Origin of the sequence: Pseudomonas sp. YNh, from assembly GCF_037993085.1 — a bacterium.
GTDB classification, from domain to species: Bacteria; Pseudomonadota; Gammaproteobacteria; order Pseudomonadales; family Pseudomonadaceae; genus Aquipseudomonas; species Aquipseudomonas putida.
The window spans coordinates 70572-85992 of record NZ_JBBMRJ010000027.1 but is presented as its reverse complement, the minus strand read 5'-3'; the positions used below and the strand labels follow the sequence as shown (position 1 = coordinate 85992).

The window sequence follows — 15421 nt, the reverse complement described above, 5'->3', positions numbered from 1 at the left end:
CTTTACCTGGTATGTGTGGGAAGGCGACACGCTGGCGTTCGAATGCCGGGACCGCGAGCGCCACGGGCGCAGCACGCACTATGTGTTCGAACCCGGCACCTTTGTGCCGGTGGCGCAGGCGGTGTCCAACCATGTGGTCGAGTTGATACCGCAGCCGGTGTATGTCTTCCCGTATGACATCGACAAGGATCCGGTGTGGCAACACAAGCCGACACCCAAGCCGTTTGATGCGTTGGCGTGGTACCAGTGTGACCACCTGGGCACGCCTATGGAATTGACCGGCGAGGATGGCGAGATTGCCTGGCGCGGGACGTACAAGGCGTGGGGGTTGGCGGAGGAGACACGGAGCGACAAGGCGAAGTGGGCGGATATCCGAAATCCGCTACGCTTTCAGGGGCAGTATTGGGATGTTGAGACGGGGTTGCATTACAACCGATATCGTTACTATGAGCCACTGGTCGGACGGTTTATTGGGAAGGATCCAATTGGATACGCTGGCGGTCTTAATGTTTATATCTACGCTCCAAATCCGACAGAATGGGGTGATCCACTTGGTCTCGCTAAAAGCAGGCCAACCGGTGGACCAAAACAGGCAAAGAGAAAAGTAGAACGAGGACAGGCTCCGAAAGAAATAACGAGAATTGACGCCCCAGAGGAAGATGTCCCCAAAAGTCAATGGCATGCACATTGCCCGTGTGGATCAGCATACAATTTAGATAGTTCAATTCATGACAAAAGCAAAGGGGATATCACCTTCTCAAATAAAACCATACAATGGCTAAACGATCATGGGTGGAGCATTCCCAAAAAATGAACATACAGAAAATATTTGACCAATTGGTAGAGAAAGAACCTTACATTGATCTTAATGTATTTCTTGAGAAGTATGAAACTTTCGAGGAGTTCCCTATAATCTCACGATATAAAAAACTGGAGATTTTAAAACATAACACACAAAACACAGAAGCAGCAGACATACTGCTAAATGTATCGTTCTTTGTACTGAACTCCGCCATGCTACACATGCGTTCTAAAAACACAAAAAACGACGAACGTTTAATTGCAATCACTTACACTGATTTTGATTTTGCAAATAAAACTGAACCCCCAATACCCAATCTCCTTGTAAACCCAAATACCACAAAGAGCAGCTCCTTGGAAAAGCTGAAAAAAAAACAAGGAAAGGAAATCTCACCGGAAATAAAGCTCGTCCAAGAGCGATTTGATGCATGTAGGATAACACCATTATTTACATTCTACGAAAGCCGTTTTTTTGATTCCGCCTGCAACGAGGACACCATTAGAGTTTATGCCGTTTTGAATGAATAAATTAAATTACGCATCTACGATGCGTTAATACCAATTAACGAACAGCGGAATACTACAGGCAGCGCCGCTACGAATATCGCGGCAGCCTGCTGGAGCACACCTCAGAGAGTGAGAAAGGCTGGATGGGCCGGGACCTCTATAACCGGCTACAGCATTGCGAATGCCGATCGCCTGACCGTCAGCTTTGCCTACGACGCGCTGGGTCGTCGCCTGTACAAGAAATCCCACGCCAAGTACCGCGACCGGCGGCAAGCCGGCCCGGTATGGAACGAGAACCAGCGGCGCGAACTGGATGAACAGCTGGGGTGTGGCTTTACCTGGTATGTGTGGGAAGGCGACACGCTGGCGTTCGAATGCCGGGACCGCGAGCGCCATGGGCGCAGCACGCACTATGTGTTCGAACCCGGCACCTTTGTGCCGGTGGCGCAGGCGGTGTCCAACCATGTGGTCGAGTTGATACCGCAGCCGGTGTATGTCTTCCCGTATGACATCGACAAGGATCCGGTGTGGCAGCACAAGCCGACACCCAAGCCGTTTGATGCGTTGGCGTGGTACCAGTGTGACCACCTGGGCACGCCTATGGAATTGACCGGCGAGGATGGCGAGATTGCCTGGCGCGGGACGTACAAGGCGTGGGGGTTGGCGGAGGAGACACGGAGCGACAAGGCGAAGTGGGCGGATATCCGGAATTCGCTACGCTTTCAGGGGCAGTATTGGGATGTTGAGACGGGGTTGCACTATAACCGCTACCGATATTACGACCTCAGAGTGGGTCGACTCACATGCAAAGATCCTATAGGTCTGCAAGAAGGTTTGAACACCTACCAGTACTCCCCTAACCCAGTACTATGGGTAGATCCGCTTGGCCTTTCAGCTGCCTCCGACCTACCAAAAATAAAGGGACAAAGTGTGGCTATGACAAGTACAACACTTACTGAGGCTGGCTCCTTAAGGTCAAAACATAACGGCATAAATGAAACATGGAAACACCTTGACGGATCAGAAGTACGAGTCCATAAATATGGTAGCAAATGCCCCTGCGCTTATAAATCAGGCAATAACGCACGCGTCCACAAAGAAGATCCTACGAGCAACCAACTAAATGATCGTGGATTCATTTCCCAAGATCCAAATCAGACCCATATCGGCATACGCAACCCAGCTGATCTACCCACTGTACGAGGAAGGCAGCACGGATCATGAGCTACGAATACGAACTTATCTTTGAAGAATCCAACTCCTTGCAAGATCTATTTGAAAAGCTACTAGAAAGCGAGGCATGCACAACAACAAATTTCGACGAGATTCACATAATAGACCCGCAAACCACAACAACAGGAAGTTACAATGCAAGACTCCTGAAATTCGATGACAAGCGTGCATGGCTAGAAATTTTGATTCCTACAACTTACCTATATGAGCTATTTGCAAAAATCTTATTTGATGCGAGATTCAGGTGTCTTGAAGATGGAGATACAGCTGATGAAGTTTCATTGAAACAAGCTTTTCACATAAAGAACATAACATGAATTTCCGAGCACAAATATATATATATCAAACTGTCCGCGCAAAAAACCAGGAATTTGAGAATATGATATTGGCGCAACACTCAGGACAAATATCCGGAATCCGCTACGCTTTCAGGGGCAGTATTGGGATGTTGAGACGGGGTTGCATTACAACCGATATCGTTACTATGACCCGAACTTGGGGCGCTTTATAGGAAAGGACCCAATTGGGTATGCAGGCGGCTTGAATCTGTATACCTATGCTTTCAATCCCGTACAGTGGATGGATCCACTCGGGCTAGCTAAAAACAGGGGCCGCATCCAAGCACAGGGTGCAAGGTTAGAAGAGTCAGTCTCTTGGAACCAAGATGCAGCAGTGACTGCAGCAGACGGAAAGAAAATGCTATCCGAACTAGAAGAAAAATTAAATTCTAGAGACTTAAAAATGCGAGAAAAAGTATTTGCAAGAGCCGAACGCTATATTGATGATGCGTACAACTGTCGCGGACTCAGCGCACAGATAAGTAAATCATTTAAGGTTAAAGACACAGAAGGAGAGCGCGTTGACATTGAAATCATATCTGGAAGCGCATTCAAGGAGTAACCACCGATGTATGAAGACTACTTGACAAATAGCACAACCTACAGGGCGCTGGAGAAGTTATTCCTTGACGCTTTCACACAGATCGCCAGTAAATATGAGAACCATGCAAACTTCATAGCACCTTTCTACAGGACCACATACGAAAACGGACAATCTTTCGGCGATGCAAATCCTATATTTTCAGCTAGAGACATAGAACGAAAAAAAGTAATCCGAGTCATCATTGAGGAAGATGAGACAAAAGCATCTACAGTTTACAAAAAAATTGAGCATGGAGAAGAAACCGTAGTATTTGGCGGCCTATCTAACCTTTCAGAACTCATAGCCTCCCTAGAGGAATGGGTTAGGATCTAAAAACCCCTAAACGATGCACATAAATCATGAAACACATATCACCTTCAGCACCGGATCGCCCAACGCTGGAAAATACCGGCGGAAAATTCATTTGCCCCCAAAGATCATTATAAACATTGACCTCAACGTAACCGCAAAGGATATCGAGACAAATAATCTATGATTAAGTTTAACAACATAAAAGCATGGGGCACCGAAACTGGCAGCGATAAACTTATAAGGCTTGACGAGATATCATTTCTAACAACGCCCACCATGATCCGCACCTTAGGTATTTTTTTGATGAATGCGGCTTACGAAATGGAGGAAAATGATGCTGAACACATACACCTTCAAGATCTTTCCTCCAACTTCTGCCAAAAGAAACATGTCGACATAACTCTCAACAACCTGAATAAAAAGAATAAGTAGTCAACAAAAAAGCGCCCCCCCCCGAACTTAAACTATATTAATCAACTGAATACAGTCCAGCGCGGACACGCCCAAATGAACTCTATCGGTAATATCACCGCGATGCTAAACATCGACCTCACAATTGGTGAGGAATACCGTACAGGCGGGGTGCACGCATTGAGAGCAACTGCAATCACACCCCGAAAACAAAAATATCTTAACAGTTCACACAAAGCCATGATGAAATGCGCAAACATGAACTATATCCATTTCTTGTACCACACCTTAATACCAATGACAGATTAGAGCTTAGCAAATTTGATATAAACAACAAACAGCACAGTTCCAAACTCCTTCAACTCATGAAGGAACCTTTTACTTAGTTCGGCCCGAAAACAGCGGGAACATATCTAACTGCCTTGAGCATATAATATCCACCGAAAGCTATGAAACGCATTGGCGCGACCTTGTCCCGCACGAAATCCTTTTAGACGAAGTGAAAAACAAAGATGAATTTACACATCAACTGTTTCTCGCGCTTTTCAAGCGTACGCCATCACCAGCCGATGGTGACAATATAAGCATCTCCCGGCTAGTCCCACTTCAAGGCTTGAACATCAAAGAGTAAGGGTAAAGATTTTTCGACCATTCCCTGAACAGATCCTACAACTACCAGACGGTAGGAGGACTTCCCATGAAAAACATCGTACGCCTCGGAGACTCGACCACCCACGGCGGTGAGGTAGTCGAATCTATCCCGCACACCAACCTTAACGGCAAGCCCATGGCCGGCAAAGGCAACCTGGTTTCCTGCCCATTATGCAAAGGCATCTTCCCCATTATTGAAGGCAGCAGCACCTACAGCGTCAACGGTACGCCTGTGGCACTGGACGGCATGAAAACGGGTTGCGGGGCTAGCCTGATTGCCAGCATTTCCCACGGTAGTGTGCACGGCTGAAACACGGTTTGAATTGCTGGTAAGGCCTCAAATAGGGGGCTCGTCGACAGCCCCCTTGGGATTGCCTCCTGGTCATGCCGGGGCGAGACACCGCACGGAACCCTCGGAGCCACTCTATAGCGGCTGGCGTTTATGGTTCATGCACATGACTTGTTGATCTGAAAAGTTTCGTAGACACCCGCGTCGAATCTACAGCAGGTGCAGAATCACCCCGCCTGGCAGAACGAAACTCACGCCAGTTCCCCAACATATGGCTGCCACCAACCCCATTAACATATCCACTTCATCACCCCTTTGTTGTATTTGGCGAACCTAACTTCGATTACAACTATTATGTTTGCGACCACTTCATTCAATAAGCCGCTTGATGGCGCTGTCAATGGCGTGCATTGCAACTAAGCGTGACGAGAGTCATCACGTAAGAATCATCTGACACTAGGAAGATCCTTTAGCCTACAAGAAATCGAACAATGCTTAGGTCACTTGTGTCATCTATATAACTCGCAACCAAATGACACAGGCGCCGCCGGTGTTCGCGGGCAAGCCTGCTTCTACAGAGGGTGGGTCAGCCCTTGCCTCTTGACCTAGGCACACGTCCACCTGCCTTCAAGACCTGCCGCTGAAACCGCACCATCTCCTACCGACAGTGACCTGACGAATTGGCACCAATGGATCCATTGGTGCGTTCGATAACCGCACATGACTCGCCATTTTTATGCGGAATGTGTTGACCTCGCTCCAACACCAAAGCTCTAATGGATCCATTAAATAAAAACAAAACCCTGGAGAGCCCCCCATGTACCCCAAAAACACCTGGTACGTCGCCTGCACCCCCGACGAGATAGCCGCCAAGCCCCTTGGCCGGCAGATCTGCGGCGAGAAGATCGTGTTCTACCGCGCCCAAGAGAACAAAGTGGCCGCCGTCGAGGACTTCTGCCCCCACCGTGGCGCGCCGTTGTCGTTGGGCTATGTCGAGGACGGCAACCTGGTGTGTGGCTACCACGGCCTGGTCATGGGTTGCGACGGCAAGACCGTCTCGATGCCGGGGCAGCGGGTGCGTGGCTTTCCCTGCAACAAGACCTTTGCGGCCGTCGAACGCTATGGCTTCATCTGGGTCTGGCCCGGCGACCAGGCACAAGCCGACCCGGCGCTGATCCCGCACCTTGAATGGGCGGTGAATGATGAGTGGGCATACGGCGGCGGGCTGTTCCACATTGGTTGTGACTACCGGCTGATGATCGACAACCTGATGGACCTCACCCACGAAACCTACGTGCATGCCTCCAGCATCGGCCAGAAGGAAATCGACGAGGCGCCGCCAGTCACCACCGTCACCGGCGACGAGGTGGTTACCTCCCGGCACATGGAAAACATCATGGCCCCGCCCTTCTGGCGCATGGCCCTGCGTGGCAACGGCCTGGCCGACGACGTGCCGGTGGATCGCTGGCAGATCTGCCGCTTCACTCCGCCCAGCCATGTGCTGATCGAAGTGGGCGTAGCCCATGCCGGCAAGGGTGGCTACCACGCCGAGGCCCAGCACAAGGCGTCGAGCATCGTGGTGGATTTCATCACCCCGGAAACCGACACCTCCATCTGGTACTTCTGGGGCATGGCGCGCAACTTCGCCGCCCATGACCAGACCCTGACCGACAACATTCGTGAGGGCCAGGGCAAGATTTTCAGCGAAGACCTGGAGATGCTCGAACGCCAGCAACAGAACCTGCTGGCCTACCCCGAGCGCAACCTGCTGAAGCTGAACATCGATGCTGGCGGCGTGCAGTCGCGCAAGGTGCTGGAGCGGATCATCGCCAAAGAGCGTGCGCCGCAACCGCAACTGATCGCTACCAGCGCCACCCCTGCCTGAGGAACAGCCGACATGATCGATGCCGTAGTGGTGTCCCGTAACGATGAAGCGCAAGGTATTTGCAGCTTCGAGCTGGCGGCAGCGGATGGCAGCCTGCTGCCGCCGTTCAGCGCTGGCGCGCATATCGACGTGCACTTGCCCGATGGGCTGGTGCGCCAGTATTCGCTGTGCAATCACCCCGAAGAGCGCCACCGCTACCTGATTGGCGTGCTCAACGATCCGGCCTCGCGGGGCGGCTCACGCAGCCTGCATGAGCAGGTACAGGCCGGTGCACGGCTGCGCATCAGCGCGCCGCGCAACCTGTTCCCGCTGGCCGAGGGCGCGCAGCGCAGCCTGCTGTTTGCCGGTGGCATCGGCATTACCCCGATCTTGTGCATGGCCGAGCATCTGTCCTACAGCGGACATGATTTCGAGCTGCACTACTGTGCCCGCTCCAGCGAGCGTGCGGCCTTTGTCGAGCGCATTCGCAACGCGCCGTTCGCTGATCGCCTGTTCGTGCATTTTGACGAGCAACCGGAGACCGCACTGGATATCGCCCAGGTGCTGGGCAACCCGCAAGAGGATGTGCACGTTTATGTATGCGGGCCCGGCGGGTTCATGCAGCATGTGCTGGCCAGCGCCAGGGGGCTGGGCTGGCAAGAGGCCAACTTGCACCGCGAGTATTTTGCTGCGGCGCCAGTGGATGCCAGCAACGATGGCAGTTTCTCGGTGCAGGTGGGCAGCACGGGGCAAGTATTCGAGGTGCCAGCCGATCAGACCGTGGTGCAGGTGCTGGAACAGCACGGTATCGAGATTGCAATGTCGTGCGAGCAGGGTATTTGCGGCACCTGCCTGACCCGCGTGCTGCAGGGCACGCCGGACCACCGCGACATGTTCCTCACCGAAGAGGAGCAGGCGCTGAACGATCAGTTCACGCCCTGCTGCTCGCGCTCGAAAACGCCGTTGCTGGTGCTGGATATCTGAGCCGGTTTACGACGAGGGCAGGATAACCTTCATGCCCGCGTCTGCCGTTGCCCCGCCAAAGGTCTCGGCGTAGCGCAGGGTGGCATTGGCGTGCTCGCGCATGATCGCTTCGGCGCGGGCACCCTGGCGGTTGCTCAGGGCGTCGAACACCGCGTGGTGCTGCATATGGGCGAAGTTGAAGCGCCGGTATTCGCGGGCCAGGTCATGGCGGTCCACCGCCAGTGCGGTGACCGACGCGAACGGCAGGTGGTCGTTGCGCGCCAGGGCATCGGCGATGGCCGGGTTGTTGCTAGCTTCGATGATCACCTGGTGAAAGCGCATGTTCAGGTCGTGGTAGGCCTGCAGGTCTTCTTCGGTCACGAAGCCCTTGTCGAACAGCTGGTCGCCATCGACCAGACACTGTTGCAGCGCCGCACGTGCTGGCGCTGACAAGCCACGCTCTGCGGCCTGGCGAGCGGCCAACCCCTCCAGTACGCCGCGTACCTCGACCGCGCCAGCGATATCATCGGCGCTGACCGAGCGCACCTGAAACCCCCGGCCGCCAAAGCGCACCAGCAGGCCTTCCTGCTCAAGGGTACGAAACGCCATGCGCACCGGCATGCGTGAGACGCCGAACAGTTCGGCGGTAGGAACTTCCATCAGGCGCTCGCCGGCCGCCAGCTCGCCCGAGGCGATCATCTTGCGCAGCGCAACCAGCACCATTTGACCGGGTTTGCTCATCCAGGCTACTTCCAGGGGCATGAGCGGGCATCTTAGCGCAAGCCGAGGGGTTGCTGCAGGCCTGTTCGGAGTGCACCCCACAAGGCTGAGAAAGATGTGTATGCGGGTTCACCCGCGAAGCAGGCAACGCTGTGCCTGGCACCGGCTTCGCCGGTGTTCGCGGGCATGCCCGCTCCCACAGTGATTGCACTGACTTTCAGGTGTTGCGCAAGGACAGTTGTCCCACAGGTACTGCATAAACCTGAAGCCTGCGCGGTACCTGTGGGAGCGGGCGTGCCCGCGAAGAACCCTGCGCGGTGGATGGCACCGGCTCCGCCGGTGTTCGCGGCTAAAGCCGCTCCCACAGTGATCGCACTAGCGCTTAGGTGCTATGCAACGCAGTTGCCCCGACAGGTACTGCATAAACCTGAAGCCTGCGCGATACCTGTGGGAGCGGGTTTACCCGCGAAGAATCCAGCGCGGTGGATGGCACCGGCTTCGCCGGTGTTCGCGGCTAAAGCCGCTCCCACAGTGATCGCACTAGCGCTTAGGTGCTATGCAACGCAGTTGCCCCGACAGGTACTGCATAAACCTGAAGCCTGCGCGATACCTGTGGGAGCGGGTTTACCCGCGAAGAATCCAGCGCGGTGGATGGCACCGGCTCCGCCGGTGTTCGCGGGCATGCCCGCTCCCACAGTGATTGCACTGGCTTTCAGGTGTTGTGCAAGACAGTTGACCCGACAGGTACTGCATAAGCCTGAAGCCTGCGCGAACCTGTAGGACCTTGCTCACCGGGCATATTGCTGCTTACAGCGTCAGGGGGTAGCTGACGACCAGGCGCGTCTGGTCGAAATCGCTGTTGAAGCTGCGCCGGTTGGTGGCGTTGTTCAGGCGGATGTTGAGGTTCTTCAACGCCCCGCTCTGGAACGTGTAGTTCACCTCGGTATCACGCTCCCACTCCTTGCCATTGCTGCCCGCCGCCGTGGTGGCATTTTCGCCATGCCCGTAACGCACCATGGCCAATAGCCCAGGCACACCCAGCGCGGCAAAGTTGTAGTCGTAGCGCACTTGCCACGAGCGCTCGTCGGCGTTGCTGAAGTTGCCGTTGAACATGTCGTTGCCCAAGGTGCGCCCGCTGCTGCCGTACACCGACATCCACTGGCTGTCGCCACTCACTTTCTGCAACCCCACGTACAGCGTGTGACCACTGTGCGAAGCTGACAGCAAGGCGTAGCCCGTGCGGCTCTGGATATCGCCGATGCGCGCCTGGCCGTCATCACGGTCGATGAAGTAACCCAGGTTGGCCCCCAGCGTCCACTCGCCCACTCGCTGGCTGTGCAGCAGGTTGAAGTAGCTTTGCTGGTATATGTCTTCCAACTGCGAATGCCACGCGCCGATCAGGGTGCGCTGCTCGTTGAAGCGGTACTCGGCGCCGGCGTAGTTGAAGCCGTCCGAGGTGACCCCGGGCGCGGCCCAGGCAGAGAGGTCCTGCATATCGGACGAGTTGCGCAGGCTGACCTCGCGGTACTGGCCGGCTTGCAGGCTCAGGCCTTCGATTTCCCGCGAGTCGAACATGGCGCCACGGAAGGTCTGCGGCAGCAGGCGGCCATCGTCGTAGCGCAGCAGCGGGATATCCGGCAGCAGTTCACCCACCTTCAGCTCGGTCGATGAAATACGCAGCTTGGCCGCCAGCCCTGCGCGGCCATAGTTGTCGGCCGCACGCCCGTCGTCGTGCACCGGCAGCAGTTCGGAACCGCTGGTACCGCGGCCACTGTCCAGCTTCATGCCGAACATGGCGATGCCATCCAGGCCCACACCGATCAGCCCCGGGGTGTAGCCGGAGCTGAACTTGAAGATGAAGCCCTGGGCCCATTCTTCGACTTTGCTCTTGGCCGCCCCCGGGTCACGGAAATCGCGGTTGAAGTAGTAGTTGCGCAGCGTCAGCCCGGCCTTGGCATCTTCAAGGAAGCCCCCCTCCCCGGCCCAGGCCGGCAAACCCAGGCCAAGCGCCAGCGAAACCGCCAGGGCCGAACGGGCAAGGGTGCAGTGTGTGTGCATCATTATTATTGTTCTCCGCGTTACTTGGGCGCAGCCACCCCCCGCAGGCTGCCCAGAGCCCGTGGTCGAATGGCTGCATGAATGCCCGGCCTGGGCCGGGCGCTACTCAGTGGCTCAATGCATCAGAACGGATACTGGCGCGGCACGTGCTGCACGCTTACCCAGTGATCGCGGGTGAACTCGTCGATGGCCCAGTCCCCGTTGAAACGGCCAAGCCCCGAGTTCTTCTCACCGCCGAACGGCGCGTTGGCCTCGTCGTTCACCGGGATGTCGTTGATGTGGCTCATGCCTGCACGCACCTGGCGGGCAAAGCGCACGGCACGCTCCAGGTTGCGGCTGAACACCGCGCTGGAAAGGCCGAATTCGCTGGCATTGGCCAGCTCCAGGGCATGCGCTTCGTCACGCGCGCGCAGCAAGCCCACCAAGGGGCCGAAGATTTCGTTACGCGCAAGGTCCATATCGACGGTGACCTCGCCATACACATGCGGCGCCAGCAAGTTGCCGTCGACCCCGCCCTCGTACAGCGGCTCGGCACCTTCGCCGCGTGCCAGGCTGATCTTGCCCTGAAGGCCCTGCAGTTGCCGGGCATTGATTACCGGCCCGATCACTGTAGCTGACGAGTCCGGATCGCCTACCACCAGCGCCCTGACACGCTCGACGAAGCGCTGCGCAAAAGCGTCGTAGAGGCTGTCGTCGATGATGATCCGGTTCACCGCCATGCAGATCTGCCCCTGATGCAGGAACTTGCCAAACACGGCAGCATTCACCGCCTGTTCAAGGTCGGCATCGTCCAACACCACGAACGGGCTGTTGCCGCCCAGCTCCAGGGCAACGTGCTTGAGGTATTCGCCACCGCTCGCAATACGGCCAATGCCACGCCCCACCGGGGTGGAGCCAGTGAAGGTGATCAGCGCCGGCACCGGGTGCTCGACAAAGGCATCACCGATATCGCCGCCCGCGCCGACCACCACGCTGAGTACGCCGGCTGGCAACCCGGCCTCTTCGAAAATGCGTGCCAGCAGCAGGCCGCCGCACACCGGGGTGTCGCTGGCAGGCTTGACCACCACGGCATTGCCCAGCGCCAGCGCCGGGGCAATCGAGCGCTGGGTCAGGTGCAGCGGGAAATTCCACGGGCTGATGACCCCGACCACACCCAGGGCGCTGCGGTACACGCGGCTTTCCTTGGCCGGCACGTTGGACTCGACGATGCGCCCATGCACCCGCGACGGGAACGATGCCGACTCCAGTGCAATCGCCCGCGCCGCGCCCCATTCCAGCTGCGCCTTGAGCCGGGTACTGCCGGATTCGCGGATGATCCAGTCGATGATCTCGTCGCGGCGACGATCAAATATCGCCACCACTTCGTACAGCACCGCCGCGCGTGCGGCGGGGCCCAGTGCCGCCCATTTTGACTGTGCTCGGGCTGCCGCCTGATAGGCGGCATCCAGGTCGGCACGACTGGCCTGTTGGACCTCAAGCAACAAGTCGCCGTTGTATGGGTTGTACACATTCAGGGGCTTGCCGGCACTACCGGCGCGCCACTCGCCGGCAATCGGCAGCAGTTGAAGGTCTTGATAACGAGGGCAATTGGCAGACATGCAAGGCTCCTTGGTCAGCACGTAGGTTTGTTGGCAGCTTCAGGCTCACTGGCCTGTTGTGGCGCACGCACCTGGATGAAGGCGATGGCAAGCGCACCGATCACCCCAGGCAGGGCGAAGGCGAGGAAGTTTTGCTGGATCGGCAGTTGCATCGACAGCAGGCTGCCACCCAGCATGGGCCCGGCGATGGCGCCGAGGCGGCCGATACCGGCAGCCCAGCCCACCCCGGTGGAGCGGATGTGCGCCGGGTAGGCGATAGAGGCATAGGCATGGATTACTGCCAGAGTGCCGATGGTGGTAGCGCCGGCGACCAGCAACAGCAGGTTGAGCAACAGCGGGCCCGGGTTGAGCCCCAGCGCCGCCAGCGACAGCGCTGCCAGCACGAAGAACAGCGCCAGCGTGCGCTGCACCCCCAGGCGGTCGGCGAGCCAGCCACCAAACAATGCACCCACCGTGGCGCCAATGTTCAGCGTCACCAGAAACGCCAGGCTCGAGCCCAAGGGGTAGCCGCCCTGCGCCATCAGCTTGGGCAACCAGGTATTGAGGCCATAGCTCATCAGCATGCACATGGCGAACGCCACCCATAGCAACAAGGTGGCCAGGGCCTGACCAGGGCCGAACAACTGCGCCAGGCGCGCCTTGTCTACCGGTTGGTCGCTGCCCGCCAAATGTAACTCGGTGCCCGGGCGAAACCCCGGGTCGACCTTCGCCAGCAACCGTTCAAGCTCGGCACGGCGCCCCTTGAGCTCAAGAAACGCCGCCGACTCCGGCAGGTAGCGCAGCATGAACGGCACGGCCAGCACCGGCAGCACAGCCACATAGAACACAGCTTGCCACCCCCACTGCGGGATCACCGCGATTGCCAGCAAAGCCGACAGCACTGCGCCCACCGAATAGAAGCTGGACATCACGGTGATCATGGTGCTGCGCCGCCCTTGCGGGGCGAACTCGCTGATCAGGTTGACGGCGCTGGGCACCAGCGCGCCCAGGGCGAGCCCGGTCACCAGGCGGCAGGCACCGAGCGCCAGCGGGGTTTCTGCATGCCCGGTCATGAACGCCGCCAGGCTGGCCAGCAGTGTGGTGAGGATGATCAGTTTGCGCCGGCCGAAACGGTCGGCCAGTGGCGCCAGCAAAGTACCGCCGAACAGCATGCCGAACAGCGCACAGCTGCCGAGCGTGCCGGCTTCGATGGCGCTAAGTTGCCATTCCTGCATCAGGCGTGGCACCACCGAGCCGTAAGTCACCATGTCATAGCCATCGAACAGCATGATGAAACAGCCCCACAGCAGTATCAGCAGGTGCGTGCGATTGAAGGGTGCAGCATCGATCACTTCACTTACGGAAGTCGTCTTCATAGCCACCTCGGTTCTTGTTTTTGTGGGTGTCGCGTGGTGTGCGTGTGTGTCGGGTTCAGGGCTCGATGGTCTGGGTCGGCACTTCGATCAGCACTGGCCGGTCGCTCTCCAGCGCTTCACGCAAGGCCTGGGCGAAGGCGCTGCCAGTGGCCGCATGCACCGCCTGCACGCCATAGCCACGGGCGATGGCGCAGAAGTCCAGGCCAGGCACGTCCAGCCCGGGCGCATCGTTGACGTCGAGCACATCGGCGAACCAGCGCAATGCGCCGTAGGTGCCGTTCTTGAGGATGATGAACACCACCGGGATGTTGTATTGCGCGGCGGTCCACAACGCGGTGATGCCATAGTTGGCCGAGCCGTCGCCGATCACGCCGATCACCTGCCGGCCAGGCGATGCCAGCTGCACGCCTACGGCTGCTGGCAGGCCAAAACCCAGGCCACCGGCTGCGGGGAAGAAATAACTGCCCGGCTCACGCATTTCCACGCGGCGCCAGAACGCACCCACGGTAGAGGTGGACTCCTTGACGTAGATGGCGTCCTTGGGCGCCAGGGCGTTGAGCAGGTCGAACACTGTTTCAGGGCGCAACAGGCCACCGTCATCCGCCACCGGTTCAGCAGCAGGCAAAGCGGTGGGCATCTGCCGCACGCTCTGCGGCACGCCGTCCAGCACGGCCTCGAGGGTAAGCGCAATGTCGCCGACCAGGGCGTCGCCCATGGGCGCGCGCGCCGCTTCGCCCGGGTCACAGGTCAGGTGCAGCAGCTCGCAGCCGGCCGGCAGGTAGTTGCCTGGGGCGAACTGGTGGTAGCGGAACACCGGAGCCCCCACCACAAGGATCAGGTCGTGCCCGGCCAAATTGTGGCTGATGCCGGCAATGGCTGCCGGCAATACCCCGCGGAAGCACGCATGCCGAGTAGGGAACGGGCAGCGCGACGCCGAAGGCGCGACCCAGGCCGGCATGCGCAGCTTCTCGGCCAACTGCACAGCCAGGCCATTGGCGGCGCTGCCATCGACATCCGGGCCCAGCACCAGCACCGGGTTGCGCGCCGCTGCCAGGCGTTCGCACAGGTGCTGCAGCTGCGCAGGCGACGGCAGCCCGGCACTGCTCACCTGGCGCCGTGCCAGGTGCTCGACACCGCTTGGCGCTTCGCACGCCCAGTCGTCATAGGGGATCGACACGTACACCGGCCCGCGTGGTGGCAAGTTGGCGGTGTGGATCGCCTGGCTCAGGGCGCGCGGCACGTCCTGCGCGGTAGCGGGCTCGTGGCTCCACTTGACCAGTGGCTTGGGCAGCTGTGCGGCATCGACATTGGCCAGCATCGCTTCCACCCCGATCATCGAGCGCACCTGCTGGCCGGCGGTAATCACCAGCGGGCTGTGCGAGTACCAGGCATTGGTGAGGGCGCCCATACCATTGCCGGTACCGGCAGCCGCGTGCAGGTTGACGAAGGTGGGCTGGCCGCTGGCCAGTGCGTAGCCATCGGCCATGCCGACCACGGCGCCTTCGTGCAGGCCGAGGATGTAGCGGAAATCCTCCGGGAAGCCCTTGAGAAACGGCAGCTCGTTGGAGCCGGGGTTGCCGAAGATGGTGGTCAGGCCATGCTGGCGAAGAATGTCGTAAGTGGCGCCGTGAACAGTTTTCATAAAGCCCCTTGCAGCTTGTTTTTGGAATTCGGGTTACTTTTGCAGCCACGGCCAGATTGATCAAATTGATACTATCTTTACTAAAAATAAAACCTA

General features: G+C 57.9%; 13 protein-coding genes and 1 pseudogene. 9 read left to right on the top strand and 5 right to left on the bottom strand.

Going from position 1 to position 15421, the window contains the following annotated elements; genetic code table 11:
* From WF331_RS22960 to WF331_RS22920, 9 genes and pseudogenes are all read left to right on the top strand, one after another.
* The coding region (locus tag WF331_RS22960; RefSeq protein WP_340623320.1) for an RHS repeat domain-containing protein at positions 1-814 on the top strand (814 nt) is incomplete at its 5' end.
* A complete protein-coding gene (locus tag WF331_RS22955; protein WP_284398837.1) occupies positions 811-1329 on the top strand; it encodes an Imm15 family immunity protein in 519 nt (172 codons plus the stop codon). The genes WF331_RS22960 and WF331_RS22955, both read left to right, overlap by 4 nt.
* Before the next feature lie 108 nt (positions 1330-1437).
* Positions 1438-2532, top strand: coding sequence for an RHS repeat-associated core domain-containing protein (locus tag WF331_RS22950; RefSeq protein ID WP_340623319.1), 1095 nt, complete (start codon positions 1438-1440; stop codon positions 2530-2532).
* Positions 2529-2858, top strand: coding sequence for a hypothetical protein (locus WF331_RS22945; protein ID WP_340623318.1), 330 nt, complete (start codon positions 2529-2531; stop codon positions 2856-2858). The genes WF331_RS22950 and WF331_RS22945 overlap by 4 nt, the downstream gene beginning before the upstream one ends.
* 91 nt (positions 2859-2949) lie before the next feature.
* A pseudogene (locus WF331_RS29380) lies at positions 2950-3145 on the top strand (RHS repeat-associated core domain-containing protein); the annotation flags it as partial.
* 302 nt (positions 3146-3447) lie between these two features.
* Positions 3448-3795, top strand: coding sequence for a hypothetical protein (locus WF331_RS22935; protein WP_340623317.1), 348 nt, complete (start codon positions 3448-3450; stop codon positions 3793-3795).
* Between the two features lie 1087 nt (positions 3796-4882).
* A complete protein-coding gene (locus WF331_RS22930; protein ID WP_284398846.1) occupies positions 4883-5146 on the top strand; it encodes a PAAR domain-containing protein in 264 nt (87 codons plus the stop codon).
* 796 nt (positions 5147-5942) lie between these two features.
* On the top strand, positions 5943-7010 hold the full coding sequence (locus WF331_RS22925) for an aromatic ring-hydroxylating oxygenase subunit alpha (RefSeq protein WP_284362911.1): 1068 nt from the start codon (positions 5943-5945) through the stop codon (positions 7008-7010).
* A 12-nt stretch (positions 7011-7022) separates the two neighbouring features.
* The gene (locus WF331_RS22920; RefSeq protein ID WP_340623316.1) at positions 7023-7973 is read left to right on the top strand and encodes a PDR/VanB family oxidoreductase; all 951 of its coding nucleotides are present in this window, start codon (positions 7023-7025) and stop codon (positions 7971-7973) included.
* Between the two features lie 6 nt (positions 7974-7979).
* Here the strand turns inward: WF331_RS22920 and WF331_RS22915 are convergent, their stop codons facing one another.
* From WF331_RS22915 to mdlC, 5 genes are all read right to left on the bottom strand, one after another.
* Positions 7980-8693: a GntR family transcriptional regulator gene (locus WF331_RS22915; RefSeq protein WP_049273026.1), complete on the bottom strand. Its 714-nt coding sequence runs from the start codon at positions 8691-8693 to the stop codon at positions 7980-7982.
* 786 nt (positions 8694-9479) lie between these two features.
* Complete coding sequence (locus tag WF331_RS22910) at positions 9480-10733, bottom strand: OprD family porin (RefSeq protein WP_340623315.1); 1254 nt, start codon at positions 10731-10733, stop codon at positions 9480-9482.
* Between the two features lie 119 nt (positions 10734-10852).
* Complete coding sequence (locus WF331_RS22905) at positions 10853-12328, bottom strand: aldehyde dehydrogenase family protein (protein ID WP_340623314.1); 1476 nt, start codon at positions 12326-12328, stop codon at positions 10853-10855.
* A 14-nt stretch (positions 12329-12342) separates the two neighbouring features.
* On the bottom strand, positions 12343-13683 hold the full coding sequence (locus tag WF331_RS22900) for an MFS transporter (protein ID WP_340623313.1): 1341 nt from the start codon (positions 13681-13683) through the stop codon (positions 12343-12345).
* Between the two features lie 55 nt (positions 13684-13738).
* A complete protein-coding gene (mdlC, locus tag WF331_RS22895) occupies positions 13739-15325 on the bottom strand; it encodes a benzoylformate decarboxylase (protein ID WP_016499166.1) in 1587 nt (528 codons plus the stop codon).
* Positions 15326-15421: the final 96 nt, after the last annotated feature.